We start from the raw sequence: 24,638 nt of genomic DNA, 5'->3' as shown, positions 1-24,638 counted from the left end.
CGGCAGTGAGTACCGTCGGGGTGCGGCCGGAGCCCTCTGCTCCAGCCGCACCCCTTCCGGTAATGCTCAGGCCCGCGACCAGGGAGTCGTCTGGTTGCGGCCGACCCGGACGTCCTCATCCCGGGTACGGGCCGGAACCACCATGACGGGGCAGGAGGCGTGCGATAGGACCGCCTGGCTGACCGAACCGAGCAGCAGGCCGGAGAAGCCGCCGCGGCCCCGGGACCCGACCACCACCAGGTCGACGGCGGTGGAGAACTCAGACATGAGTTCTGCGGCGTTTCCGTCCAGCGCGTGGCGCCGCACCACCACGTCGGGGTACCCCTCGGTGGCCTCGGCGATGGCCCGGTCCAAGCCGGAGCGCACATCGGTCAGCACCTGCTCGCGGTCCACGGCGGCGGGCAGCCAAGCAAGCGCCCCGGCGCCGGAGGCCATGGGTACGGCCGCAATCGCTGTCAGCTCAGCACCCCAGGCGTCAGCCTCGCGCACCGCCCACTTCAGGGCCTTGCGGGCCGAGTCCGAGCCGTCCACGCCAACGACGATGCGCCTGACCGGGGTGAAGGCGGAACCTTCCGTGTGCCGCGGCACGACCACCGCCGGGCAGTGGCTGTGCGCGGGCAGGGCGGAGGACACGGTCCCGAGCAGCCGGTCGGCGAAGCCGCCGCCCCCGCGGGTACCGACGACGGCGAGGGCTGCATCCGCGGACAAGTCGACCAGCACCCCGGCGGGGTCACCGGTTTCCAGTGAGCTGGTCACGGTCACGCCACGGCCCTGCGCGCGTGCCACCGCCTCGTTGACCACGGCCTCGGCACCGGCACGCACCGCCGAGTCGTCCAGGGCGGCATACCCCCCGTCAAGGGACGCCGTAGTGAAGGATGGGAGGGAGTAGGCGCACAGGATGTGAACGCGCCAGCCGTTGCAGCCGGCGCGGTCTACCGCCCAGTCGACCGCCTCCAGGGATTCGGGTGAGCCGTCAACTCCGACGAGGACGACCTTGTCTTCAGCCATGGGTTGTGCCCCTTTCTGCGAGCGCCTATTACTCGACCACACTCATTTTGCCCCGTAGGCGAGCGTGTTCCAAACCACGTTTTGAAAATAGCATGTGGGGGCGGCCGGCACGGTGACCGGCCGCCCCCACAAGGTGGAGCGAGTCAGCTGCTAGCTCAGCCCACGCGCACGTACTGCGGCGAACCGTAGACCGCGCGGTAGGACACGCCGGTGGCCGGCGTCCCCGCGTCAATCATCATGCCACCACCGGCGTAGATGCCGACGTGGCCGCCGTAGTAGACGATGTCACCCGGCTGCGCCTGCGCGGCGGACACGACCGTGCCGGAGGCGCCCTGCGCGTAAGAAGTGCGGGGCAGGGAGATGCCGACCTGGGAGTAGACGTACTGGACCAGGCCGGAGCAGTCGAATCCGCCGTTAGCCGGGGAGTTGGAGCCCCAGATGTAAGCCATGCCCGTGTACTGCATGGCGATGGAGACTACCGAGGAACCCGAGGGGTTCGCCGCGGCGGGGCTTGCGGTGGTCGTGGCCGCGGCCTCCGCCGTGGTGTCCGTGTCAGCGGCAGCCGCGTTAGCGGTCTCGACTACCGCATCCGCTTCAGCAGTGGCCTCCGGCTCCGGCTCTTCCTCGACCTCAACGACGGGGGCCTCGGCAGTCGGGGCGTCAACGGTCTCGACGTCGTTGGGCACGACGACGGAGGCGGCGACCTGCACGGACTCGTTGGTGGAGACCACGGTGCGCGCCTCAGCGGCGAGCGCCCCCACTCCCTGAGTCTCGAGCGAGCCGGCAGACTGTGCGGCCTCGTTGGTGTTTGCAGCGGAGGCGCCGGAGGCAATCATGCCCAGCGCGAGGCCTGAGGATGCAGCAACGGCGAAGCCGCGACGGGCAACCGGGGCCACAGAGGTCATCGGGGTCAGCGGGCGAGCAGCCTTGCGATGCCGAGCCGAGGTGCTTGTTGTCATGTAGTGGTTCTCCTCTGAGATGCCTACGAGGTGAGCTGTCGGGTTCGGACTGGAGACGCCCGGCCCGCGTCGCGCGGGCTTCACCCCAAGGCTCCGGCGGGGGCCGAAGCCGCGTTTGGTTCCCCCGTTCCTGCCATGTATGTGGGATATGACGACCGGAGGCAAGCGGCAGGATTGAGCCCCGTCCCCGGTGCTGCGGCCCTTTGAGCTCCGCAACGGTGGATACGTTACCCGAGGTCGCCGGTAGCCGTCACGGGGAGATCACACACATCGCCGTGACAAGTGGCACATGCTGCTTGCAGCGGCCAACCAGGCACGGCGAGGGTTCGCGTGCTCCAGCCTGGCCAGGCGCAGCTAGACCCACTCGGTTGCCGAGTCGAGCCACATGCAGAGCTCACGCATGAACGCAGACGCCCCGCTCCTGAGCTTAGGAGCGGGGCGGCGCCGGAGGTCGGCGCATACGTGAATACGCGAATGATGCAGCCGCCTCAGGCCCAGGGGAGGCCTCAGGGAGAGCAGCGAGTCAGCCCACGCGCAGGTAGGTGGCTCCCGAGTAGACGGCGTGGTAAGACACGCCTGTGGACGGGGAGGCGTCAACCATCATGCCGTCGCCCGCGTAGAGGGCCACGTGCCCGGACCACCACAGGATGTCGCCGGGCCGTGCCTCTGCCGCTGAGATCGGGGTGCCGACCGCGCGGATCTGGCCCGACTGGTGCGGGATGGAGATCCCGTACTGGCCGTAGACGTAGGACACCAGACCGGAGCAGTCGAAGGCGGACGGCCCTGACGCGCCCCAGACGTAGGGGGTTCCGACGTACTGCATGGCCAGCGCGACCATGCCCTGTCCGGAGGTTCCCTGCCCGGCCGGAGCGCTTGCGGCGGCCGCCTCATCGGCCTGCGTGGCCTCGGAGTCCACGGTTGCGTCGGCGGAGGAGTCCGCCTCCTCGTCGGCTTCCTCCTCAACGACCGGAGCGGCGGCGGTAACGGCGTCGACCTCGGTTACGTCGGAGCCCCAGGCGGCATCAGAAGCTGTCGCAATCGCCGCGTTCGTGGTCACAACCTCGCGCGCATCACTAGCCAGTACGGCTACGCCGGCTTCCCCGAGGGCGCCGGCGGACTCACTGATGGCGTCGTCGTCTCCGGCGGCGTTCGCACCGGAGGCGATCATGGTCAGCGCCAGTCCGGAGCTTGCGGCAACGGCAAGTCCACGACGTGCAACCGGAGCAGCATCCGTCAACGGGGTCAGCGGGCGGGCAGCCTTGCGGTGACGGGCCTTGACGTTTGTAGTCAATTAATTCTCCTAGTGAGCCGCCGAGGTTAGCTGTCGGGTTCGGGCGGGAGAGGCCCGGCCCGCGTCGCGCGGGCTTCACCCCGAGGCCGCCACCGAGTGGCTGCGGCCGGAGAAGTGGTTCCCCCGGGCCTGCCGAGAATGATCGCTGGGAGGGGAGGGCTCGCACCGGCAGGCTTGGGCTCTGCGGGCCTCTCCACGGTCGGATTGCCGAACGCGGACTCCAAGGTAGTGGAGTTCCCGCGTCAATGGGCACTTCTCCCCGCCCTTGAGGCTGTGGAATCCCCCACGCGAGGAGAGCGCATGCGAGTACTTCGCCTGCGGTATCAGCGCTTCAGGAACAGGTGGCGGGTCAGGGAGCCCTGCAGCAGTGCCGAGGCCGACTCATCATCCTGACGAGCAACCCGAATGCCTCCGACTGTGGATGTCAGCCGCACCGGAGTGCCGGCGTGCAGATCGGCATCCTCGAACCGGGCGATCAGCTCCGCATCGGCCTGGACCGGCTCGCCCACACGCGTGATGACAGCGTCGGAGCGACCGTCACGAACCAGCCGCTCGGCGCTGATCTCGGCCGCCGCAGGCGAAGGAAGCGTGGGAACCCGCTCCGGAATCGGATTGCCGAAGGGGTCGGTCGAGATGTCATCGAGTATCGCCGCCAGCCGGTCCTCGACCTGCTCGCTCATTACGTGCTCCCACCGGCAAGCCTCGTCATGCACGAGCCTGCGGTCTACTCCGACCACATCCAGCAATAGCCTTTCAGCAAGGCGGTGTTTGCGAATAACCTCGGTGGCACGTCGTCGGCCCTCGTCTGTCAGTTGCAGGGAGCGGTCATCAGCGACCCAGATAAGCCCGCTACGCTCCATGCGGGCAACCGTCTGCGACACGGTTGGGCCGGAGTGCCCCAACCGCTCCACAATCCGCGCGCGCAGCGGAAGTACGCCATCTTCCTCAAGCTCGTACACGGACTTCAGGTACATCTCGGTGGTGTCGATCAGCTCACTCATCTGGTGTCTCCTCCGATGGTCGCTACCCAATGCCGCATGCCCCGGCAGCAGCCCGGCTGTGGGACGTGCACGCGTGTCCAAACAGGATATCGACGTCTCGCTGAGCCACCACCCACCGGGCGCCGCCCTAGGCGCGCGGGCACTGCGGACGACGCCGGGCGAGCCGTTTCACTCGCGCGAGTCCGGCGCGCCGTCGGCAGCCGTCTGCTCGCCCTCTCCTCCCCCGGCCAGGCCGGCGCGCTCGCGCGGGCCGACCGTGGTCAGGAAGGGGCGGGTGGAGGAGTAGGCGAAGTCGATGTGCCAGTGGCGCCGCGCCCAGACGCCGGCGGCCACGGATACGAGGATCGCGGCCACGCCACCGGCCAGAATCGAGATGCGCGGCCCCCACTGGTCCGACACCCACCCCATGATCGGAGCCCCAATCGGCGTGGTGCCGAGAAAGAACATCATGTAAATGCTCATCACCCGCCCCCGCATCGCGGGCTCCGTATTCAGCTGGACGGTCTGGTTGGCGCTGGTGAGCACCGTAAGCACGCACAGCCCCACCGGGATCGTGGAGGCCGCGAATAGCTCATAGCTGGGCGCGAGTGCCATCAGGATCGTGAAGACCCCCAGGAAGAAGGAGGCCACCACCAGGGTGCGCACCCGCGGCGACTTCCGGCGTGCCGCCCACAGCGCTCCCGCCAGGGAGCCGACCGCGAAGATTGAGGAGACGGTGCCGTAGGCATCGGACTCCATGTCAAAGGTGGAGCGCACCATGGCGGCCATGGTCACCTGGAAGTTGAGGGTGAACATGGAGACGATCGAAATTACCGTGATAATGACGATGATGTCCGTGCGGTGGCGGATATAGGCCAGTCCGGCCCGCAGCTGGCCCTTGGCGCGCTTGGCACGCGGTACGTCGTACAACTCGGACAGGCGCATGGTGGCCAGCGCCAGCGCCGGGAACAGGAAGGTCAGGGCGTTTACGAGGAACACCCAGCCCGGCCCGATCCAGGCGATCACCAGTCCGCTGGCCGCGGGGCCCAGTAACCGGGCGGCGTTGAAGGAGGCGGAATTCAGCCCGACGGCGTTGGCCAGGTTCTCCGCGGGCACCATACGGGCTACGAAGATCTGGCGCGCCGGCGCGTCATAGGCGGATCCGAGTCCGGTCGCGAAGGCAGCCAGGTACACGTGCCACAGCGCCGCGTGGCCGGCTAGGACGTCTACCGCCAGTGCCAGGGACACCGCCCCCATGGCGGACTGGGTCACCATCAGGAACTTGCGCTGGTCCACCCGGTCCGCAATCAACCCGGCATGGGCGCTGAACAACATGGCCGGCAGGAACTGGAGCGCCGTCGTAATGCCCGTGGCGGAGGCTGAGTCATCAGTCAGGATCCGCAGCACCAGCCAGTCCTGGGCCACCCGCTGCATCCACGTGCCGGTGTTGGCGACCAGCGCGGCGAAGAACCAGATCCGATAGTTGTGGAACTTAAGCGACTCAAAGGTGTTGCTCACGGTGGGGAGTTCACTCCGGTGGAATGTGTGACGACGGGCGCACCCGCTGGGATGCGCGCATTTTTGGAAGCGGTCAATTGTACGTCTGTACACCCCGCACAGACAGGGGGCGACGACGTGACCGTAGCCGCGTCGTCGCCCCTCCGCCCCATGCACGCCGGGCGCTCGTCCGGCGCCCGGCTACGGCGGTCAGCCCAAGCCCAGGATCGCCTTGATGGGCTCGAGCGTGAAGTAGATGACGAACAGCACCGAGGCAACCCACATCAGCGGGTGGATGTCCTTGACCCGGCCGCGGGCCAGCTGGACTACCAGGTAGGAGACGAAGCCCGCACCAATGCCGTTGGTGATGGAGTAGGAGAACGGCATCATGATGATGGTGATGAAGGCCGGCAGGGCGATCTCCGGGGTCTTCCAGTCGATATCCGTCACCTGGGTCATCATCAGGAAGCCGACGACCACCAGCGCCGGGGTGGCCGCCTCGTAAGGCACCATGGAGACGACCGGGGCGATGAACATGCTGGCCAGGAACAGCACCCCGGTGACGATGGAGGCCAGACCGGTGCGAGCGCCCTCACCGACGCCCGCGGCCGACTCGATGTAGGAGGTGTTGGACGAGACGCCGCCGGCGCCGCCCGCGATCGCGCCCAGGGAGTCAACGACGAGGATCTCGCGGGTGTGCGGCGGGTTGCCGTTCTCATCCAGCAGGTCACCCTCGGCGCCGATGGCAACCATGGTGCCCATGGTGTCGAAGAAGTCGGCGAGCATGAGGGAGAAGACCAGCAGCACCACGGAGACGACGCCGACCTTCTCCACGCTGCCGAGCAGGCTGAACTGGCCGAGCGTGGCCAGGCTCGGCAACTCGACGGGGGCGCCCTCCAGGGCGGGGATGGACAGCGACCAGCCGGTCGGGTTGGTCTCCGCGTCGAATGCCCCCAGGTGCGCAAAGGCCTCGATAAGGGCTGCCAGGATGGTGGAGGCGACGATGCCGATGAGGATGGAGCCGCGCACCTTGCGCACGTGCAGCACCAGGATCAGGAACAGTCCGAACAGGAACACCAGCACCGGCCAGCCCTGCAGGGAGCCGCCCAGGCCGAGCTCCAGCGGGGTGCCGCCGGCGCGGACGACCTTGGCGTCCACCAGGCCGATCAGGGCGATGAACAGGCCGATGCCCACCGAGATGGCGGTCTTGATGTCCGCCGGGACGGCCTTGAACACCGCCTCGCGGAAGCCGGTGAGCACCAGCAGCAGGATGATGACTCCCTCAATCACCACCAGGCCCATGGCGTCGGCGTAGGTCATGCCGTTCATGCCGACCAGGGTGTAGGCGATCATCGCGTTGATACCCAGGCCGGCGGCCAGCGCCATGGGGTAGTTGGCCAGCAGGCCCATGAGGATCGTGATGACGCCCGCGACGAAGGCGGTGCCGGCGGCAATCTGCTCGGGCGTGCCCAGCGGGGCGATCCCCTCGTGCGGTGTGGACAGCACCAGCGGGTTCAGCACCAGGATGTAGGCCATCGTGAAGAACGTGACGATGCCGCCACGCACTTCACGCGCCACCGTGGAGCCGCGCTCGGTTATGTGGAAGAAGCGGTCGATCGCGTTGCGGGATTCCGCCGCCCCGGCCGCTGCTGACGTTGTGGGAGCTGGGGTATGTGTGGTCACGTGGCGTGATTGTCCCAGACGCAGCCGCAACCTGGAAACTCCGGTCGCCTCTTGGGACACCGGACAGGGCCGCCCCGCAGGCCGGACCAGCCTCCGACGGGCGCCGGAGGGCTCAAGAACGCTTCGGCAGCGAGGCCTCAAGCGCAGCCAGGGCGTCGGCTGCGGCGTGTGGCTGGGCGGCGGCGTCGTGGTGGGAGTGCTGTTCGCGGGCCAGGTCGGCGACGGCGTCGCGAGCTGAAGCGGCGCGCTGCGAGGCCGCTGTGGCCTCCGGCTCCTGCCCCGGCTCCTCCGGCGACTGGGCCGGGGACGGGTCCGGGGCCGTCGACTCCGCCGCGGAGTCCCGCGCGGCAACCGACTCACGGGAGTCGCGTGCGGCCTTCGCGGTGGGCCGGGAGGAGGTGGCCTCCGGGGCCTCGGTCTGATCGGCTGCGGGCTGGTCCTGCGGTGCCGCCTCCTGGTCGCTGAGTTCGGCGCGGCTGCGCCCGCCGCGCAGGTCCGTGCCGTTGGTGCCCAGCGGCTCCATGGCGGCGTCGTCCAGGCGCGAGGGCGCGACGGGCCATTCCGGGCCCTGATCGGGCAGGTCGGTTTCCGAGTGGGCGCCGCAGCCGTGGTCCAGGGAGACGACGCGGCCGTCATCGGCGGCCCACTCGTTGGCGCACACGCCGAAGGTATTGCGCAGGCGCCCGGCCATCGGCAGCAGGAAGCCGCAGGTGGCACAGGTGGCGTGGGCCTTGCGCACGCCGTCGGCGTCGGGGCCGTGGTCGCCGTCGTACCAGCGCTGGGCGGCGCGGCGGTAGCCCTCGGCGGACAGCACGCGGGCGCGCCCCAGGTCGAGCTCGTCCAGGGCGACGGCGTCCCCCTCGTCACCGGTGGCCTCCCAGCCGGGCTCGAGCCGCTCATCGGTCTCGCGCCGGGGCAGCCGGTCGGAGCGGGAGGCATCCCCGGGCTGCAGCCGGTCCGCCCACGGCACCCAGGCGGGGGCGAGCAGGGCGTCCTCTCCGGGCAGCAGCTCCAGTTCACAGATGGTGGCGGTGCGTCCGCGGGGCGGGCGGGTCATGGTTACGGCCCAGCGCCAACCGCGGTAGCCGGCGAGGTTGCATTCGAACAGGTGGGTGATCAGCCGCTTGTCCAGCTGACGAGAGGCGGCGTACTGGCCGACGCTGACCGGTTCGGTGATCTCACCCAGTGCGGCCCGGGCGGCCTCGATCGCTGCCTTGGAGGTCAGGACCTTGTCCTTGGCGGCGGCTGCACGCTGCGCCGCCGTCGGCAGGGCGCCCGGGCGGGCGCTTGCCGCGGCCGCATCCGCAGGCGCTGTTGCTCCGCTCGCCGGGCTCTTCGACGTCTGAGTCGCTGCGTCAATCACGGTTCCAGTGTAAGCGGCAGGTCCAGCCCCGGCTGCCTCCGCCGGGTCCCGGCGCGGCAGACGCCGCGGAGGCAGGCTCTTCAGAGGATTTCGAGCGTGACGATCCGGTGGACAGCGACGGTCAGCTCGGTCTCCCGTACCAGGTCGGCCAGGCGCACCCGGCCGGGTTCTACGGCGAGCACCCGCACGGTGCGCTCCTGCTGGGTGCCGTCGGGACCGGCCAGGCGCAGCCGCACCCGCGCCCGCGAGGCCCGCGCCTGACGCAGCAGTGCCAACGCATGCACCGGGTCGGTGGCAGCCGCCGCGCCGCCATCCGAGGTGCGGCGCGCCTCCTCCCCCGCGCGCAGGCGGCCGACCAGGGCGGCCAGCTCACGGCGTCCGGGACGGCGGCGGCTGACTGCGTGCTCATTTCCCGGGCGCGCCGACGCCGGGGCGGGAGCCCGGCGGCCAACACCGGGGCTCTCGGAGACCAACAGCCGACCCTGCCCATCCTCCAGCACCGGGGCCAGCCCGGTGGCACGCAGCTCGCGCAGCACCACCCCGGCGGGCGCCGCGGACACAATGACACCGGGCGCCACCTCGTCCAATCCGAGGTGCTTGAGCGCGGCGTCGGCGACGATCCCCGCGGCCACGGCAGCATCAGCCACGCGCAGGACACTGGCGACCTCGCGCACGCGCACCGCGCCGTGACGGCGGGCGGCATCATCGATCAGGACCCGCAACGCGCTGGGCAGCGGGCTGGGGCTGAACCGGGACAACCTCTGGACCAGCTCTTCGGCAGACCAGCCGGCATCCAGGGCGCGACGCACTGACTCGGGGGTGAAGCGGACCGTCAGCGCACCGCCGCGCGACTCCACCACGCTGCTTCGTTCCAGGGCCTGGGCGAGGGCGCGGCTGGGACGGCCGGGGACGATCGCGGTCAGGTCAGACTGCACCAGGAGGATGCCAACGTCGGCGGGCAGGTCCGCAGCCAAAGCGTGCTCGAGTGCCGCCAGCACCTGCCCATTGGTCTCCGCCGGCGGGGCCGTCTCATCGGTGGGGGCCGCGTCAGCGGCGTCGGTGTCCCCCACCGCGGGAACCTGCGACGAGGAGGCGAGGACCCCTCCGGCGCGGCTGAGCGCTCCGCCGCCGGTCAGGCCGAGCAATTCCGCCTCGGCAAGCACGGCCGTAACGGCCCCGTCGGGGATTTGGCGGCGGGGACGGGCGAAGGTGAGCGCATCGCGCACCCACGGCGCGTCCACGGCGGTTCCCTCGGGCAGTGATGCGAGCAGCGTGAGGATGCGGCGCCGGAGCCTGCCCGCCCAGGCGGCCTCCACGTCGGTGCCCAGAACCGGCCTTAGGACGCCGTCGTCGGAGCGAGTACCGACCAGCCAGGGAGTGCGCGCCGAGGCGGCCCAGCCGACCGCGAGCGCGGCCCACTGCTCGGGCAGCTCTGCCTCCAGCCAGGCGGATGCCGTGCTTGCGGGTACCCAGGCGGCGCCGGCCTCGTCCAGGCCGAGCAAGTCCGCTGCTGCGGCGAGCTCGATGATGGTGGCGGCCGCGGTGCGCTCCAGCCCTAGGGCGGCGGCGGTGCGGTCGAGCGCACGCACGCCCACGCCCCCGGTGCGCAGTATCTGGCCGCCTTCGCGCCCCCACTCGGTCAGCAGCTCGCGGGTCAGGCGAACCACCTCCTCCGCGTGACTGGTGGCCTCGGCAGCGATGGCCTCCGGGGCCAGCACGTCCAAATCGTCACTGCCCGGGGCCACCAGCGGCGTGCGGACCAGGCGCCCCCCGCGCAGGGCTAGGCCGACTTCACGCGGCAGGATGAAGCGCGTGCGCCCGGCCGAGTCGGAACTGCGTTCCAACCAGCCGCGCGCGACCAGCTCGGAGGCGCCGTCGGAACGGTGCCCGGCGCCGAGGGTGCCGACCGGCGGGCCCCAGGCCAGCGCCTTGAGCACGGCAATGCTCGGATCGTCCTGCGCCTGCTGCTCCAAGTCGGTCAGCGGGGGCGGAAGCTGATCGTCGGCGAGCGGGCCGCCGGCCCACGGCCCGAGCCCGAACGGGTACGGGCCGAATGCGTCCACGAGCCCAGGCACGGGGCCAGCCTGTATGACCAGGGCCAGTCGGGTCAGCACGGCCAGGCGGGCGGCGACGTCATTGGCGCTGAGCCACAGGGCGTGACCCAGGAGCACGGGATCGGTTGAGCTCAGGGCTACTGCCGCCTCGGCAACAGCCACGGTGACGGAGTCCAGGTCACGCAGAGCAGTCTCGACGCTGGGGCGGGCGCCGGCACGGGCAGCGAGGGCCGTAAACGATGACGAGGGCGGGGAGACCAGGTCGGGGCGGGCGGCAAGGAGGGCGGCGACGTCGCGGTCAGGCAGGGCCGTCAAGTGGGCGGCCAGCTGCTCGGCCGTGGTGCCGGGTACGGGCTCGGGCCTCCCGGCGCCCGGATGCTGCGTGCTCATCCGCTTTAATCTACCGCGGGCAGACCGCCGAATCGCTCGGGATCATGCTGTTCTTAGACAGTTTCGCCCGGAGCGGGCCGCAGGCGTCGCTCCGCTGCCGGTGAAGGCGTCTGCTGCGTCACGGCGCCGGACGCCGCGCCCTTGCGATACTCCCGGCCATGCCAGACTCCCGCCGCTCCCCCGCCCTGCCCGACGGCCCCCTGATCGTCCAGAGCGACAAGACCGTCCTGCTGGAGGTCGCCCACCCCGACGCCGCCGACGCCCGCCGCGCCATCGCGCCCTTCGCCGAGCTCGAGCGCGCCCCCGAGCACATTCACACCTACCGGATTACGCCGCTGGCCCTGTGGAATGCGCGCGCTGCTGGCCTGGACGCGGAGACGGTGGTCCACGTCCTCATCACCTACTCCCGGTTCCCGGTGCCGCATTCGCTGCTGACGGAGATCGCCGAGACCATGGGGCGCTACGGTCGGCTGCAGCTGGTGACCGACCCGGCACACGGGCTGGTGCTGCACGCCACGGACGCCCCCGTCCTGGCGGAGGTCATGCGCTCCAAGCGCACCAAGGGCCTGCTGGGGGCGCGGCTGGGCGACGCGGACGTGGTGGTGCACCCCTCCGAGCGCGGGCACCTCAAGCAGGAGCTGATCAAGCTGGGATGGCCCGCGGAGGACCTGGCCGGTTACGTCGATGGCGAGGCGCACCCGATCACGCTCAAGGACTCGGCGGCGGATGTGGCCGCGGGAGTCGAGGGCGCCTTCGCCCTGCGCCCCTACCAGGCCCAGGCGGTGGACGCCTTCTGGGCGGGAGGCTCCGGCGTCGTAGTGCTGCCGTGCGGGGCCGGCAAGACCCTGGTGGGGGCGGCCGCTATGGCCCGCTCCTCCACCACCACGCTGATCCTGGTGACCAACGCCGTCTCGGCGCGCCAGTGGAAGCAGGAGCTGCTGCGCTTCACCTCCCTGACCGAGGATGAGATCGGCGAGTACTCCGGCTCGCGCAAGGAGATCCGCCCGGTCACGATCGCCACCTACCAGGTGCTGACCACTAAGCGGAAGGGTGTCTACCCGCACCTGGACCTGCTGGACGCTCGCGACTGGGGGCTGATCGTCTACGACGAGGTGCACCTGCTGCCCGCCCCGATCTTCCGCATGACGGCGGACCTGCAGGCGCGCCGCCGGCTGGGGCTCACGGCCACGCTGGTGCGGGAGGACGGGCGCGAGGATGAGGTGTTCTCGCTGATCGGCCCGAAGCGCTATGACGCTCCCTGGAAGGACCTGGAGCACCAGGGCTGGATCGCCCCGGCCGTGTGCACGGAGGTGCGACTCACCCTGGACGCCGGGGAGCGAATGACCTACGCCACCGCCGAGGCCGACGAGCGCTATCGACTGGCCGCATCCACGCCGGCGAAGCTGCGGATTGTCGAGGGCCTGCTGGCCCGGCACGCCGGGGAGTCGGCGCTGGTGATCGGCCAGTACGTGGACCAGTTGGAGGAGCTGGCCGAGCACCTGGGGGCGCCGCTGATTACCGGGTCGACCACGGTGCGCGAGCGCCAGCGCCTTTACGACGCCTTCCGCTCCGGGGAGGTGAGCACGCTAGTGGTCTCCAAGGTCGCCAACTTCTCCATCGACCTGCCCGGCGCCTCGGTGGCGGTGCAGGTGTCGGGCTCCTTCGGGTCGCGGCAGGAGGAGGCGCAGCGGCTGGGACGGATCGTGCGCCCCAAGGAAGATGGGCGGCAGGCGCACTTCTACACGGTGGTTGCCCGGGACACGGTGGACCAGGAATTCGCCGCGCACCGGCAGCGCTTCCTGGCCGAGCAGGGTTATGCCTACGAGGTCGTAGACGCCGAGGACCTGGAAGGGCTGCGTGACCTCAGGTAACCGTTACGGGGCTCCTCTGGTTTGTGGGTGTGGTGGGTGCTGGTTTGCCCGACGGTGTGAGGGCGTGTGCGGAACGGTCGGCTACGCCTCTTGGCAAACCGGTGACCGCCTCCTGCTGCCTGCCAGGAAGCGTGCCTGTTGTCCCGGACCCCAATTTGGACTCGGTTCAGGGGCACGCTGCGCTAAAAGTGTCCATCTCTCGCCACTTTGAAGAATCGGACGCGGGGAGCGCTACGAGCATGTGGCGCCAGAATGCGGAAAACTCCGCTACGAGCGGGCGGCTGCCGGGACGTGTCGGGGGAAAGTGGCGAGAGATGGTCACTTTTGGGACCCTTGACGCGCGGGCGCGGGGCAGGTTGGCGCTGCGCGGCCTTCCGCAGGGGGCATCGTGGCACCCGCAGCCGATGGCAGGCCACCTGAAGGGCCGAGTGCATCTCAGTCAGGCTGCGTCGGCGCGTGGAGGAGCGTCCATAGCCAGGCGGCTGCCCAACCCCGAGCTCGTCCAGCAACTCTCACCCACATCTCACTAGGAGAAGAACATGACTACCCACCCGAATACAGTCGGCAGCACCATCGTGGCCGCCCAATACAAGCGCTTCGGCTCGGCCGAGGTACTGAGCGTCATCGACGGTCCTGCCCCCTCGGCGGGACCAGGCGAGCTCGTGATCAAGGTTGCCGCCATTAGCGTAAACCGGATCGACACCAGCGCCCGAGCCGGGCAGAGCAAGTTCATGACCGGTCGCCACCTGCCCCAGCCCACCGGGCTGGATTTCAGCGGCGAGGTGACCGAGGTTGGCCAGCAGGTCGCCGGCTTCTCCCCCGGGCAGCGGGTGTGGGGATTCCTAGGCACTGACCAACTAGGTAAGCACGGAACCGCCGCCACCCAGATCGCCGTAACCGCTGAGCTGGCAGCTCCGGCTCCGGTCTCTCTCGAGCTTGCCGACCTGGCTGCGCTCCCCCTGGTGTCCGTGACGGCGTGGCAGGCACTGGATGAGTTGAAAGTCAGGGAGGGCTCCCGTCTGCTGGTAGTGGGTGGCGCTGGTGGCGTGGGCAGTGCCGCGGTCCAGGTGGCCCGCGCACGCGGAGCGGTCGTGGACACCATCAGCTCGGCGCACCACGAGGCGCTGCTTCAGCGGCTCGGCACCGAGTCTCGGTTCGACCCCGACCCGGTCCAGTGGTCTGGGCTTACCGGCCACTACGACGCGGTCCTCGACACAACCGGCCAGAGCCTGTGGGCCCTGCGCCGTACGCTCGCACGCACGGGCCGGATGGTCACAACCTCACCCGCCGGCATCGCCGCGAGCGTCATCAGCAAGATCCTTCCCGGGCCGAGCATCGTGTTCCTGTCAGTCAAGCCCAGCCGGACGGCGCTGGACCAGGTAGCCGCGCTGGTCGATGCTGGCCTGCTGAACCCGGTGATCCGGGCCCGCTTCCCCCTGGGCGAGATCGCCCAGGCACACGCCCTGGTCGAGACCGGGCACGGAGAAGGCAAGGTCCTCGTCGACATCAGCTGACCGGCCAGCATCCGAGTACGCGCGTCACGGACTCGGCACGAGAACGACGAGAAGGCCGCGCCGTGAGCGTCAACCTGTCTTGCCGCAAACGACCCGGTCCCGGAAACTGCTAGCCAACATCAGCTCAGGCGTCAACATCGGCTCGAACATCCGAAGAGGCGCTGCGCAGGCGATGCGCGCGGACCTGACGCGCCAGCACGCGGGCGAGCGCCCGCCCAAACGCCTGCACCACAGGCTCGGCCCGCTCCGCGTCGGCGCGCACGCGCCGGCCGGCGGCCAGCGCCTCGGCAGGAAGATCAGCGTCGGAAAGGCGGCTCAGCTCCTCCACGTCGGCAACCGCGCCCAGCTTCCACGCGGTTGTGCGCGACTCCACGCGCTCCATTCGCTCGGGCGTGGATTCCGGGTGGTGCTGGAGCGCCAGCAGACGGCCGGCACGCCAGGCCTGCACCGGCGCGCCCGCGGAGGACGCCAGCAGCGTGGCCGTCTCGGGCAGGCTCACGACGCCGTCGTCGTGGGAGACGAGCACCGGCAGCCGGGTGCCGTCGTGGGTGGGGATGCCAGCGCGCACGGCGGCGCGCACGGATTCGTCGACGATCTCCGAGAACAGCGGGTCGGTGAGGGCGGCCGCGGTCAGCTCCAGCTCCACGACGCCGCGCTCGGTGCCATGCGGCGACGGAGCGGCGGTAGCACCGCCGATGGCCTCGGCGGCGATCTGGGCGCCCAGGCAGATAGCGACAGCTGGCACCCGTGTCTCTACGACGCCGTGCAACAGGTCGCGCAGCGGGGCGATCCAGGGGTGGTCGGCCTCGGCGTGGGCGCTCATGGGGCCGCCGAGCACCACCAGGCCGTCGCCCAACTCGTCCAGGTCCGGCAGCGGATCCCCGGCCTCGGGACGCACCATGCGCACAGTGAGGCCCTCCGCGGTCAGCCACTCGCGCAGGCGGCCGATGGGCGCCTGCGGCTCGGGTTCAATCACTGTAACGGTCATGCCGGTGGCGGAGGGAAGAACCCTCGCCGCGGTTGGAACGGCAGCTTTGGTCATGGGGACTATTGAAGCCGCGAGCGCAGCCTGCGCAAACCTGAGGCCTTACGTGCCTGCCGCTGGCCGCGCAGTCTCCTCCCGCCCAGAGGCGGTTGAGCTGCGCCCCGGGTCACCTGAACTGACGTGCCGGGGGCGAAACCGCTTGCCGTCATCCTCCTCGCCGGGGACGATGTTCCCGATGCGATCAAATGTAAGCCCGTTCACGGGCGCCACCGCTTCCGGCGGCTTTCGCGGGGCCCGCGGAGCTGCGCCGCGCTCAAGTGTGCCCGCTGCGCGCCGCACCATCCGAATCGTGCTAGGCGCCGCGCTGCTCGGCGGCATAGCCGCGACCGCAGCCGTCCCAACGGCGACCGCCGCACCGCAGGCCGGGCCCCACGCCTTCGCCGCTGCCTCCATCGGCCGCGCCGCTAGCACCGTCCGGGCCGAGGTCTCGACCCGCATCGCGGGCCATGTCACGGACGACGCCGGCATCCTCGACGACGACGCGGCGCAGCAGGCGGTCGACCAGTTGGCCGGGGACGGCATTGGCCTGTGGATCGTCACCATGAGCGATGAGTCCCAGACCGCCGAGCAGTACGCCGCCAAGGCCTGGGATGCCTCCGGGTTCGGCACCACCGACCTGCTGCTGGTGATCAATCTGCCCGCTGATGGCGCCAACAGCTTCGCCTTCGGCGGCTCGGCCGACGACTCGGTGTGGAGTGACTCCAAGCTCGAGTCCGTACGTGGCGACATCCGGCAGGCCCTGTCGAGCGGGGACTACGACGGCGCCGTGACTGCCATCGCCGATGCCGCCGGCTCCGGCTCGGGAGGTTCGGGCGCCGCGCTGGGGGCAGGCCTGGCCATCGCCGGGGCCGGCGCCGTGGGCGCCGTCGCCTACAGCCGCAGCCGCAAGCGGAAGAAGGGCGTCGGCAACGCCGTCCAGCCCGCCGAGCCCCTGGAACAGCTGCGCACCCGCGCCGGCTCCACCCTGGTGAGCACCGACGACGCCGTGCGCTCGGCCGCCGAGGAGCTGTCCTACGCGCAGGCCCAGTTCGGCCTGTCCGCCACCGACGCCTTCACCGCCGCCCTGGCCACCGCCCAGGAGCAGGTGGCACGGGCCTTCGAGCTGCGCGGCCAGCTGGACGACGCCCCCGGGGACGAGGCCCGCCAGCGGCAGCTGTGCCAGGAGATCCTGTCCCGCTGCGACGAGGCCACTGCCGCCATCCAGGCGCAGGAGGCGGCTTTCAAGGAGCGGCGCGGCATTGAGGAGAACCTGCCCCGCTCCATTGCGGAGACCGCCCAGCGGGCCGACGAGGCGGAGCAGGCCATCACCGCGGCCGACACGCTGCTGGTCACCCTGCACGCCAGTTACCCGGACAGTGCGCTCAGCTCCGTCTCCGAGGCGCCCGCGCGCGCCCGCAAGCTGGTTGATGCGGGCCGAACCGCGCTGGACCAGGCCCGCGCCAGCGTGGACTCCGGCAACCAGTCCACCGCCGTCGAGCAGGTGCGCATCGCCCAGGCCTCGATCGCCCAGGCGGGCGATCTGGCCGGGCAGGTGAGCGGTGTGCGCGAGCGGCTGGAGCGGGCCGACGACGACCTGGAGGCGGCTATCGCCTCCATCTCCGCCGACCTGGTGGATGCTCGGCGGCTGGCGGGACAGGTGCCCGCGGCATCGCTGCAGCCGCTGGTGGCCGACGCCGAGGCGGCGGTAGCGCAGGGCCGTGCTGCCGCAAATCCCGACGGCGACCCGCTGGCTGCCCTGGACCACCTGGAACGCGCGGAGTCGGCACTTGACGCCGCCCTGGCACCGGCACGGGCGAAGGAGGAGAACGACTCGCGTGCCCGCGCCTCGCTGGTGTCGCGCCTGGGTCGACTCAACTCACAGATCTCCGCCGTGACCTCCTACATCACCAGCTACCGCGGCGCCGTCGGCTCTCCCGCGCGCACCGCCCTGGCAGAGGCCTCCCGGCACGCCGCCGCAGCCACCTCCATGCAGAACACCGACCCGGCGGCGGCGCTGGCCGAGGTCGCCTCCGGGGAGTCGCTGGTGGCGCAGGCGCAGGCCCTGGCAGAGGCGGACGTGCGCCGGTCCGGCTCCTGGGGCCCCGGCTCCGGTGGCTCATCCAGTCAGGGCGGCATCGACCTGGGGTCGCTGGTGCTCGGTGGCATCCTGCTGGGCGGCGGCCGCAACTATGGCGGCTGGGGCACGGGCCCGCGCCCGCCGCATCCGCCGCGCGGCGGCGGATTCAGTGGTGGATTCAGTGGTGGATTCAGTGGCCCGCGAGGAGGCTCTCCTGGCGGCCGCCGCGGAGGCGGCTTCGGCGGCGGAGGGGGTTCCTTCGGGGGCGGCCGTGGCGGCGGCTTCGGCGGTGGCGGCGGCCGCTTCTGAGCCGACCGCCCTACCCGCAAGCCGAACCGCCACGTTGAGCGCCATGGGCCGGGCCCTGACCGGATCGGTGATCCTCACGGTGAAACCCGTCATTGTGCAGGAACGCGGCGTCGTTTCCTGGAAGTATGACTCCGGTACTGTGCGGCCGACCCCAGCTCTTGAGCAGTCGCGGCCGCGCGGAGCGCGCTCATAGTCAGCACATACAGTCCGTGCGGATAATCGCACACCGACGCCTCGCCCACCGGGCGAGCATGACGAAGGGAAACACATGGCTGAGAAGCAGTCGATCCTGGGCCGCATCGCCCAGCTCACCCGCGCCAACATCAACGCCCTCATCGACCGCGCCGAGGATCCGGAGAAGATGCTCGACCAGCTGGTGCGCGACTACAAGGCGTCCATCGCCGAGGCGCGTGACGCCGTCGCCCAGACGATCGGCAACCTGCGGCTGGCGGAGAAGGACCACGACGCGGACCTGGCCGAGGCCAGGGACTGGGGCAACAAGGCGCTGGCCGCCTCCCGTAAGGCCGACGAGCTGCGCGCGGGCGGGGACGCCGCCGGGGCCGACAAGTGGGACTCGCTGGCGAAGATCGCGCTGACCAAGCAGATCACCGCCGAGAACGAGGCCAAGCAGGCCGAGCCGATGATCGCCTCCCAGCAGCAGGTCGTCGATCAGCTCAAGACCGGCCTGCAGCAGATGGAGGCCAAGCTCAGTGAGCTCCAGTCCAAGCGCGACCAGCTGGTCGCCCGGCAGAAGAACGCCGAGGCGCAGGTGAAGGTCCAGGGCGCGATCCGCTCGATCAACGTCATGGATCCCACCAGCGAGCTCGCCCGCTACGAGGACCAGGTGCGTCGCGTCGAGGCTCAGGCCGCCGGGCAGATGGAGATTGCCGGAGCCTCCCTGGAGGCCCAGTTCGCCGAGCTGGAGTCCGCCGACCAGCAGCTGGAGGCCGAGGCCCGGCTGGCTGCGCTGAAGGCCGGCAACAACACCGCGCTGCCCGGCGCTCCCGCCGCTGCGCAGATCACCGATGGGGATGTCGACGCCGCTTTCGAGGCGCTCAAGGCCGAAGGCGCTAAGGGCGGCGAGGGCGCGCAGGACGCCGAGACCGACGACGGTGCCTCCTCCTACTGAGCCCGTGCCGGGCAGGCCGTGCGGCGGCCTCATACCGGCTCGCGCGTCGGCCATCCAGTCCACAACTGACGCTGAGTCGGCATCATCACGCTGGCAGCGCAATCGGCCTGGTCACAGGCCCTGCACCCGTGACTTACGGGAGGTCTTGACCTAACTTGAAGCCATGGGAGCCATGGCCAATCTGCGCATCGACACTGCCCGTGGCATCAACCTAGCCGCCACGATGCGCCTGCCCGATGGCGCCGCCCCATTCGACCCTGACGCATTCGATGACGCCGCCATACGCAGCGGTCAGGCAGTCGAGCCGCGCGAAGAAGGCGTTGTCATCCTCGCCCACGACTTCCTCACCGACCAGCACGGCTTGGAGCACCGCCTGGACAAGCTGGCGGAGCAGTACCGGCGCGCGGGCCTGGCCACGCTCCAGTTCGACTTCTCCGGGCTGGGCGAGTCCGACGATGACGTGATCACCCTCGCCGGCGAGATCGAGGACCTACAAGCGGTATCCGCCTGGCTTGCCAACCGCGGTTACGTCCGCCAGGCGATCCACGCCAACGGCTTCGGCGCCACCGCCGCCCTACTCGCCCGCCCCGCACAGGTGCGCACCGCAGTAGTCGCCGGGGCCGTAGTCGGCCCGCAGTCGATCCTGTGGGAGAACGTCTTCTCCCCCGAGCAGCTCGACGAACTGGACCGGCACGGGCTTACGCGCCTACCCGACGACAACCCGAACTCACGCGAGTGGGACGTAGTGAGCAAGGAGACTCTCGCCGATGTCTCGCTCCAGTCGCCCGATAAGACCATGGCCGACCTGCCCTGGCCCATCCTTATGCTGCACGGTGCTCTGAGCGAGGAGATGCCCGACACCGCCGAGGCAGCTGCCGCCGCATTCCCGCTGCTGCCCGAAGGCAGCCGCCTGCACCAGGTGCAAGCAGAGGGAGACGACGCCGCAAACGAGATCGCCCGCCTGAGTACCGAGTGGGTGACCCGCCGCCTGCGGTGAGCCACGCCGCGCACCTGCGCACCCTCCCGCCCCGCCGAGGTCGGTAGACGTTACGCACCGAGGTCGGTTGCAATCGCCGAGCGCACGGACGCCGCCTGGTTTTTCCGCCAGGGCGCCCCCGAGGCGGAAAAACTTCTGTTGGCCAGCTCACACCGCTCGCTTCGATACTCATGCGCACGGAGGACCAAACGCATGAGCACAGCACTGACCGACCTGATCACCGATGATCACGTGATCATCCACCAGCACGTGACGACCTGGCAACAGGCGATTGCCGCCGTCGCCCAGCCGCTTCTCGCGGACGGCTCCATCACCGCGGCATATGTCGACTCAATGATCGACGCCGTCGACCGGTTCGGCCCGTACATCGTGCTCTCGCCACATCTGGTCCTCGCCCACGCGCGGCCCGAGACGGGAGTGGTGCGCCAGGCGATGAGCGTCATGACCCTGGCGGACCCCGTCAGTTTCAACCATCCGGAGAACGACCCCGTCGACATTGTCTTCTGCCTGGCGGCCGTCGATGACGACTCCCACCTCAAAGCACTCCGGGAATTCGTCGCCATTGCAGGCAATCGGCCTCTGCAGGAACGACTGGTAGCAGCCGGCACCGTCGCAGAGTTCCAGCGAATCCTCCGTGGCGGCCGCTGACCCCGTTCTCGCCGCATCCCATCTCACGCCACAAGGTCAAGACACGAAGGAGTATCCCATGACCAGACCACTCGACATCTACTTCATTTGCGGCGCCGGGCTCGGCAGCAGCCTGGCCTGCCAGATGGAGGCCGAAGAGGTCCTCACCGCCGCGGGCGTCCGCGCCAACCTCGGACACGAGGCCATCTCCGGGATTCCTGGCGTGCGCGCGGACATCATCGTATCCGCGGAGAACTTCAAGCCCACGATCGAGAAGTACGAGCTCGACCCCGGCATCTCGTTCGTGTTCTTGAAGAACATCGTAGACAAGACCGAGATTGCCGCCAAGCTCCTCCCGGTCGTGCAGGAGAAGGCGGCCCAGGCATGAGCGTAATCAACTGGATTATCAACAACGTCCTCACCCAGGCCGGGATCATCATCGGCCTGATCGCCATGCTCGGCCTCATCCTGCAGAAAAAGGGTGTCGGCGCCGTCATCATGGGCACGTTCAAGACCATTCTCGGCTTCTACGTGCTCTCGGCGGGATCCGCCGTGCTGGTCACCACGCTGACCTACTTCGGCGTGATGTTTCAGGCGGCATTCCACACCACCGGAATCGTGCCGAGCATTGAGGCCGTCAACGGCTACGCCACCAACAACATGGGCCTGGGCGGGCAGATAGCGCTCGCCTTCCTGGGCATCTTCATCGTCAACATCCTGCTGGCGCGCTTCACGCCGTGGAAGTACATCTTCCTCACCGGCCAGGCCCTGCTGTGGATGTCCACCATGACCGTCATCTTCGGCTACGCCGCCGGACTGCGCGGCGCCGGCCTCATCCTCGCCGCCAGCGTGGTGGGCGGCTTCTTCTGCGTGGCCATGCCCGCCCTGGCGCAGCCCATCGTGCGCCGCATCACCGGCAACGACGCGATCGCACTGGGGCACTTCTGCACCATCGGTTACCTCGTAGAAGCGGGAGTCGCCTGGCTGGTGCGCAAGCGCAACGTCGAGAAGCAGCCCTCCACGGAGGACATCAAGCTCCCCCGCTCGCTGGAGTTCCTGCAGGACACCTACATGTCCCTCGCCGTGGTGATGACTCCCCTGTTCCTGATCGTCGCGGCAGTGGCCGGCCCCGAACCGGTGGCGGAAGACGTCGGCACCATGAACTACATGATGTACGCCTTCCTGCAGTCCATCCAGTTCGTCGTCGGCGTCTACGTGCTGATGGCCGGTGTGCGGCTGCTGCTGGGCGAGATCGTCCCCGCCTTCCGCGGCATCTCCATGAAGCTGGTGCCCGACTCCAAACCCGCGCTGGACTGCCCGGTGCTGTTCCCCTACGCCCCAAACGCGGTGGTCATCGGCTTCATCACCACCACGATCGGCACCCTGATCGCCATGGTGGCCCTTCCGGCCGTCGGTTTCGCGGTGATCGTGCCCGGCATGCTCACGAACTTCTTCGCGGGCGGCACCGCCGGCATCTTCGGCAACACCGTCGGCGGGCGCCGCGGCGCCATCATCGGCGGTGTGGTTCACGGACTGTTCATCACGCTGCTGCCGGCGCTGTTGGTGACCACCTTCATGAACCTGGGCTTCCCCAACCTGTCCGCGACCGACGTCGACACCATCACCGCCGGACTGCTATTCGCCTACATCGTCCGCCCGATCATGAACGCACTGTGAGGCCTACGAGATGAGACTAATCCGCAGAAACCGCAGCCAGGATGAGCGCCGGTCCGCGCAGCCCGCCGACGGCGTCAAGGCAGGCAAGCCCGCCGCGAGCCCCGCGGCACCCGCCGCCGGCGACCAGGAGGCCCTGCGCGAACGCGCCGCCGCACTGGCCGCACAGCTGGAGGAACAGGCCGATCCCGAGGCGCGGATCAAGCTCCTCAACGAACTCGGCGGCGTCCAGCAGGAACTGGGCGATGCCACCGCCGCCATCGGCAGTTACGAGGCATCCATGGCGATCCGCGAGCAGTTCGGCCCGGCCTACAACGGCCTGCTCACGCTTTACAACGACCAGTTGAAGCAGGCAGCCAAGTCCCGCGACGACGCCGCCATCCAGCAGTGGACCGTGAAGCTCGACGAGCTGACCGCCCTGTCCAAGCGCGTCATGCGCTCGCAGTTCTAAGCAGGCGCCGCGCGCCGCGCACAGGGCGCATCGCCCGCGGTAGCCCGCAGTAATCGTTCACCCGTCAAGTCCCAAAAGGAAACAACCAATGTATATCCCCATCACCCCGATGCTCGCCGAGGCCCAGCGCGTGGGTTACACCGTCGGCGCCTTCAACGCCCACAACTTAGAAATGGTCCCAGCCATGATTCGCGCCGCCCGCGATCTGGGCTCCCCGATCATCATCCAGACCTCGCCCGGCACCGCCCGCTATGTGGGCATGAAGAACCTGGTGGCGGTGTGCCGGGCGATGGCCGAGGACGAGATCGTCGACGTCGCCCTGCACCTGGACCACGCCACCGACCTGACCGATATCCGCAACGCCATCGCGGCCGGGTACTCCTCGGTCATGTTTGACGGCTCCCAGCTGCCCTTCACCGAAAACGTGGCCAAGTCGCGCCGCGTCGTCGCCTTCGCCCACGAGCACGGGGTCTCCGTGGAAGCAGAGATCGGCACCATCGGCGGCACCGAGGAGGGCATCCGCAACCGTGAGGGCAAGTACACCCAGCCGGAGGAGGCCCAGCAGTTCCTAGCCGAGGTCGACTGCGACGCGCTCGCCGTCAGCATCGGCACCAACCACGGCCAGTTCAAGTCGAAGACCCGGATCGACCTGGACCTGCTGGGCCGCATCAACAACGCCGTCGACGTGCCCCTGGTGGTACATGGCGGCACCGGCGTAGACGAGGCGGATTACCCCGAGCTGACCGCCAAGGGCATCCGCAAGTTCAACGTCGGCACCGAGCTGCTGGTCGGCTGGACCCGCAAGGCGCAGGAGACATTCGGGGCCACCAAGGTCAACAGCTCACTGCGCAACAACATCGTGCCCTGCAACGACGTCGTCGGCGAGATCGTCGCCCACAAGATCGCGCTGTTCATGGGGCGTCGTCCCGAATGAACCCGGCGGACTGCGAGGCTGCGGTGAGGGGAGCAATCCTGGTCCTGGTCGCGGGCCTGCCCGGCACCGGCAAGAGCTACTTGTGCGCACGCATAAGAGAACGCTTCCCGGGATGCACGCAGGTGTCCATCGACGACATCAAGGAGAAGCTGTGGGACGAGCACGGGTTCGACGACCTCGAGCAGAAACAGGCCCTGGAGCGCAGAGCACTAGGGATCTACTTCGATGAGATTGAAGCCGCGTTGAGTCCTGCCCCGCACAGTAGGGTCATGCATGACGACTCACACGGACCGATGGTGCTGTCCGATTACCCGTTCAGCGTGAAGCAGCTGCCGACGCTGCGGACACTGTGCGAGCGCCACGGCGCCACCGCGCTGACAATCCGCCTGACCGCCGACCTGGAGGTGCTGTTTGAACGCCAGCAGCGGCGGGACCTGGATCCCTCACGGCATCTGGGACACATCGTCGACCGGTACCATCGCGGCGACTCGCTCACGGATCGCAGCAGGGCCAGCGGCCTGCTGACCCGTGAGGAGTTCTACCGGCGCTGCACCACGCGCGGATACGACACCTTCCGGCTCGGCGAACTGCTGGAGGTGGACGCCACGGACCTGGACGCCGTTGATCATAAGGCGATCCTCGACTGGATCGCCGCACGGAGCTGAACCGTCATGACGAGTTTCGAGGATCTGCTGCAGATCCTCTCCGAGGAGCCACGTCCCTTCTCCTCCGGCGAGCTCGCGGCGCGGTTGGGAGTGTCCACCCGCACCATCCGCAACTACGTGACCGCCGCCAGTGAGCACTAC

At 69.5% G+C, this 24,638-nt stretch carries 21 protein-coding genes and 2 riboswitches; of the genes, 12 read left to right on the top strand and 9 right to left on the bottom strand.

The genetic code is table 11. The annotated features are described in order from the left end of the window. Nucleotides 1–66: 66 nt before the first annotated feature. The 8 genes from GZ998_RS03335 to GZ998_RS03300 all read right to left on the bottom strand — a co-directional run bounded on the left by GZ998_RS03335 (nucleotide 67) and on the right by GZ998_RS03300 (nucleotide 11,225). Nucleotides 67–1,008, bottom strand: coding sequence for a universal stress protein (locus GZ998_RS03335; RefSeq protein ID WP_219109022.1), 942 nt, complete (start codon nucleotides 1,006–1,008; stop codon nucleotides 67–69). A gap of 155 nt (nucleotides 1,009–1,163) precedes the next feature. Continuing rightward, nucleotides 1,164–1,967, bottom strand: coding sequence for a C40 family peptidase (locus GZ998_RS03330; RefSeq protein ID WP_161923550.1), 804 nt, complete (start codon nucleotides 1,965–1,967; stop codon nucleotides 1,164–1,166). 5 nt (nucleotides 1,968–1,972) lie between these two features. Beyond that, nucleotides 1,973–2,124, bottom strand: a riboswitch (cyclic di-AMP (ydaO/yuaA leader). Between the two features lie 366 nt (nucleotides 2,125–2,490). Then, nucleotides 2,491–3,258, bottom strand: a complete 768-nt coding sequence (locus tag GZ998_RS03325; protein WP_219109021.1) for a C40 family peptidase — start codon at nucleotides 3,256–3,258, stop codon at nucleotides 2,491–2,493. A gap of 1 nt (nucleotide 3,259) precedes the next feature. Further along, a riboswitch (cyclic di-AMP (ydaO/yuaA leader) is annotated at nucleotides 3,260–3,405 on the bottom strand. 176 nt (nucleotides 3,406–3,581) lie between these two features. After that, nucleotides 3,582–4,259 carry a metal-dependent transcriptional regulator gene (locus GZ998_RS03320; protein ID WP_162679774.1) on the bottom strand — a complete coding sequence of 226 codons (678 nt, stop codon included), beginning with the start codon at nucleotides 4,257–4,259 and terminating at the stop codon, nucleotides 3,582–3,584. 168 nt (nucleotides 4,260–4,427) lie between these two features. Continuing rightward, nucleotides 4,428–5,756: an MFS transporter gene (locus GZ998_RS03315; protein WP_219109020.1), complete on the bottom strand. Its 1,329-nt coding sequence runs from the start codon at nucleotides 5,754–5,756 to the stop codon at nucleotides 4,428–4,430. Nucleotides 5,757–5,945: 189 nt separating this feature from the next. Further along, complete coding sequence (locus GZ998_RS03310) at nucleotides 5,946–7,418, bottom strand: NCS2 family permease (RefSeq protein WP_219109019.1); 1,473 nt, start codon at nucleotides 7,416–7,418, stop codon at nucleotides 5,946–5,948. Between the two features lie 112 nt (nucleotides 7,419–7,530). Then, nucleotides 7,531–8,781: a DUF3027 domain-containing protein gene (locus GZ998_RS03305; RefSeq protein ID WP_308807148.1), complete on the bottom strand. Its 1,251-nt coding sequence runs from the start codon at nucleotides 8,779–8,781 to the stop codon at nucleotides 7,531–7,533. 80 nt (nucleotides 8,782–8,861) lie between these two features. Continuing rightward, a complete protein-coding gene (locus GZ998_RS03300; RefSeq protein WP_219109018.1) occupies nucleotides 8,862–11,225 on the bottom strand; it encodes a helicase-associated domain-containing protein in 2,364 nt (787 codons plus the stop codon). A gap of 158 nt (nucleotides 11,226–11,383) precedes the next feature. On the opposite strand from GZ998_RS03300, the gene GZ998_RS03295 reads away from it, so the two are divergent. Continuing rightward, a complete protein-coding gene (locus tag GZ998_RS03295; protein ID WP_219109017.1) occupies nucleotides 11,384–13,096 on the top strand; it encodes a DNA repair helicase XPB in 1,713 nt (570 codons plus the stop codon). Nucleotides 13,097–13,635: 539 nt separating this feature from the next. Then, nucleotides 13,636–14,610, top strand: coding sequence for an NADP-dependent oxidoreductase (locus GZ998_RS03290; protein WP_219109016.1), 975 nt, complete (start codon nucleotides 13,636–13,638; stop codon nucleotides 14,608–14,610). 124 nt (nucleotides 14,611–14,734) lie between these two features. On the opposite strand, the gene GZ998_RS03285 is transcribed toward GZ998_RS03290, so the two are convergent. Further along, entirely contained in the window at nucleotides 14,735–15,652 is a 918-nt protein-coding gene (locus GZ998_RS03285; RefSeq protein WP_219109015.1) for a type 1 glutamine amidotransferase, read from the bottom strand. A gap of 292 nt (nucleotides 15,653–15,944) precedes the next feature. On the opposite strand from GZ998_RS03285, the gene GZ998_RS13300 reads away from it, so the two are divergent. The 10 genes from GZ998_RS13300 to GZ998_RS13470 all read left to right on the top strand — a co-directional run. Beyond that, complete coding sequence (locus tag GZ998_RS13300) at nucleotides 15,945–18,020, top strand: TPM domain-containing protein (RefSeq protein WP_308807147.1); 2,076 nt, start codon at nucleotides 15,945–15,947, stop codon at nucleotides 18,018–18,020. A 268-nt stretch (nucleotides 18,021–18,288) separates the two neighbouring features. Further along, the gene (locus GZ998_RS03275; RefSeq protein ID WP_161923543.1) at nucleotides 18,289–19,149 is read left to right on the top strand and encodes a PspA/IM30 family protein; all 861 of its coding nucleotides are present in this window, start codon (nucleotides 18,289–18,291) and stop codon (nucleotides 19,147–19,149) included. A 172-nt stretch (nucleotides 19,150–19,321) separates the two neighbouring features. Further along, nucleotides 19,322–20,146, top strand: coding sequence for a S9 family peptidase (locus tag GZ998_RS03270; protein ID WP_161925242.1), 825 nt, complete (start codon nucleotides 19,322–19,324; stop codon nucleotides 20,144–20,146). 192 nt (nucleotides 20,147–20,338) lie between these two features. Continuing rightward, complete coding sequence (locus GZ998_RS03265; protein WP_162679782.1) at nucleotides 20,339–20,794, top strand: PTS sugar transporter subunit IIA; 456 nt, start codon at nucleotides 20,339–20,341, stop codon at nucleotides 20,792–20,794. A gap of 58 nt (nucleotides 20,795–20,852) precedes the next feature. Next, a complete protein-coding gene (locus GZ998_RS03260) occupies nucleotides 20,853–21,161 on the top strand; it encodes a PTS sugar transporter subunit IIB (protein ID WP_161923541.1) in 309 nt (102 codons plus the stop codon). Continuing rightward, nucleotides 21,158–22,450, top strand: coding sequence for a PTS sugar transporter subunit IIC (locus GZ998_RS03255; RefSeq protein WP_162679783.1), 1,293 nt, complete (start codon nucleotides 21,158–21,160; stop codon nucleotides 22,448–22,450). The genes GZ998_RS03260 and GZ998_RS03255 overlap by 4 nt, the downstream gene beginning before the upstream one ends. A 10-nt stretch (nucleotides 22,451–22,460) precedes the next feature. Next, nucleotides 22,461–22,898: a hypothetical protein gene (locus GZ998_RS03250; RefSeq protein ID WP_219109010.1), complete on the top strand. Its 438-nt coding sequence runs from the start codon at nucleotides 22,461–22,463 to the stop codon at nucleotides 22,896–22,898. A gap of 88 nt (nucleotides 22,899–22,986) precedes the next feature. Next, nucleotides 22,987–23,832, top strand: coding sequence for a class II fructose-bisphosphate aldolase (locus GZ998_RS03245; RefSeq protein WP_161923538.1), 846 nt, complete (start codon nucleotides 22,987–22,989; stop codon nucleotides 23,830–23,832). A 23-nt stretch (nucleotides 23,833–23,855) separates the two neighbouring features. Then, a complete protein-coding gene (locus GZ998_RS03240) occupies nucleotides 23,856–24,497 on the top strand; it encodes an AAA family ATPase (protein ID WP_219109009.1) in 642 nt (213 codons plus the stop codon). A 6-nt stretch (nucleotides 24,498–24,503) separates the two neighbouring features. Beyond that, nucleotides 24,504–24,638 (top strand): helix-turn-helix domain-containing protein (locus GZ998_RS13470; protein WP_219109026.1); only part of this gene is annotated, 135 nt, incomplete at its 3' end.

This window comes from Actinomyces sp. 594 (assembly GCF_019325145.1).
Lineage (GTDB): Bacteria > Actinomycetota > Actinomycetes > Actinomycetales > Actinomycetaceae > Actinomyces.
The sequence above is the reverse complement of the archived record's forward strand: the minus strand, read 5'-3'. Positions and strand labels throughout refer to the sequence as shown.